This is a genomic window from Faecalibacterium sp. An192, from assembly GCF_002160175.1.
Lineage (GTDB): Bacteria > Bacillota > Clostridia > Oscillospirales > Ruminococcaceae > Faecalibacterium.
In genome coordinates this window covers 1-1,784 of record NZ_NFKB01000122.1, presented here as the reverse complement: position 1 = coordinate 1,784, position 1,784 = coordinate 1, and the positions used below count along the sequence as shown (strand labels likewise).

2 protein-coding genes and 2 pseudogenes are annotated in these 1,784 nt (G+C 54.5%); all 4 read left to right on the top strand.

Annotation, left to right across the window (positions count from 1 at the left end; all coding sequences use genetic code 11):
* A pseudogene (locus B5F27_RS16175) lies at window positions 1-440 on the top strand (relaxase); the annotation flags it as partial.
* Entirely contained in the window at window positions 430-816 is a 387-nt protein-coding gene (locus tag B5F27_RS16170) for a cysteine-rich VLP domain-containing protein (protein WP_087369062.1), read from the top strand. The pseudogene B5F27_RS16175 and the gene B5F27_RS16170, both read left to right, overlap by 11 nt.
* Window positions 817-928: 112 nt before the next feature.
* The gene (locus B5F27_RS16165; RefSeq protein ID WP_087369061.1) at window positions 929-1,687 is read left to right on the top strand and encodes a phage replisome organizer N-terminal domain-containing protein; all 759 of its coding nucleotides are present in this window, start codon (window positions 929-931) and stop codon (window positions 1,685-1,687) included.
* Window positions 1,684-1,784, top strand: a pseudogene (locus tag B5F27_RS16700) (ATP-binding protein); the annotation flags it as partial. The gene B5F27_RS16165 and the pseudogene B5F27_RS16700, both read left to right, overlap by 4 nt.

The window sequence follows — 1,784 nt, the reverse complement described above, 5'->3', positions numbered from 1 at the left end:
AAGCTGCTTTTGATACCGCCTATGAGGAAATGCGCCAGACCAGCGGCGAACTGAAAACGCTGGAAACGAAGCTGCAAGGGAAAAAGGAGTTGCAGCGACAGGTACTTGCTTACGCCAAGACCAAGCCCGCCCGCGACGGCCTGAAAGCGCAGAAATCCCCCAAAGCCCGCGAAGCATACCGGCAGGCGCATGAGAGCGATTTTATCATAGCCGATGCAGCCGCCCGGTATTTCAAGGCACATGGCATTACCAGGCTGCCCGCCCGGAAAGCGTTGCAGGACGAGATCGAGCAGCTTGTTTCCAAGAAATCCGGCCTGTATAACACCTACCACGAACAGAAACAGCGGTACACGGAGTTGCAGACCGTCAAGCGGAATATCGACCAGATTTTACGCCGGGAGGAACCCCGCCGCAGAAAGGAGCAGAGCCATGAGCGATAAGCTGCCCCGCATGGACTACCGCCAGCACCGGCGGGCGCGGCGGCTGGTGCATGAGTGCTGTAACTATGACGAGGGAAACTGCCTGCTGTTGGACGACGGGGAGCCTTGCGTATGCGTCCAGAGCATTTCCCTTTCCCTCATGTGCCGCTGGTTCCGTGTGGCTGTCCTGCCCCTTGACGGGGAGCTGGCCGCAGCCCTCTTGTACCGGGGGAGCCGGAAACGGTGCGCCGTCTGCGGCGCGGCATTTGTCCCCAAATCCAACCGGGGAAAATACTGCCCCGACTGCGCCGGACGCATGAAGAAAATCAAAGCCGCCGAGAGAAAGCGGAAACAAAGGCAGAGATGTCACGCTTTAGAGCCTTTCAAACCCGCATAAATCAAGGCTTTTTTCGTGGGTGTCAAAGGGTACGCGATACATTTATCCTTTTCCCCCGTAAACGGCGTTCTAAATGCGTACAAACGCCCCAAATCCACCCAAAGGAGGAACCATGTCAGACAACCGAAAATACTATTACCTCAAGCTGAAAGAGAATTACTTTGACGAGGACGCTATCGTACTGCTGGAAAGTATGCAGGACGGCATCCTCTATTCCAACATTCTCTTGAAACTGTACCTGAAATCGCTGAAAAACGGCGGGAAGTTGCAGCTTGATGAAAATATCCCCTACACCGCGCAGATGATTGCCACCATTACCCGCCAGCAAGTCGGCACCGTAGAACGAGCCTTGCAGATTTTTATGAAGCTGGGGCTTGTGGAGCCGTTACAGAACGGCGCGCTGTATATGAGCAACATTGAACTGCTTATCGGCCAATCCTCTACCGAGGGGGAGCGAAAACGGCGGGCAAGGCTGGCTTTGCAGGAGCAAAAAGCCTTGCCAAAGGCCGGGGCGGACAAATGTCCACCATATCAAGCGGACATTTGTCCACCAGAGATAGAGATAGAGAAAGAGATAGAGATAGAAAAAGAGAGAGAGCGAGAGTTAGATACGGGACAACCCACCCGCGCCGCCTATGGCCGGTATGAAAATGTCTTTCTTTCGCAATCAGAACTGGACGGGCTGAAAGCAGACCTGCCCGACAAATGGAACTACTACATTGACCGGCTATCCTGCCATATCGCGTCCAGCGGCAAACGATACAAGAGCCATGCCGCCACAATCTACAAATGGGCGCAGGAGGACGCAGCCAAGAAAGCCCCGAAAAAGGGCATACCAGACTACTCATGCAAGGAGGGTGAGAGTTTATGAAGAACGAAATCAACGCTGTTTTGGAGAATATGACGGCCACCACCCCGGAGCCGGAGGACTACACCGGCGAGGACGGTTTACTGTACTGCGGCAAGTG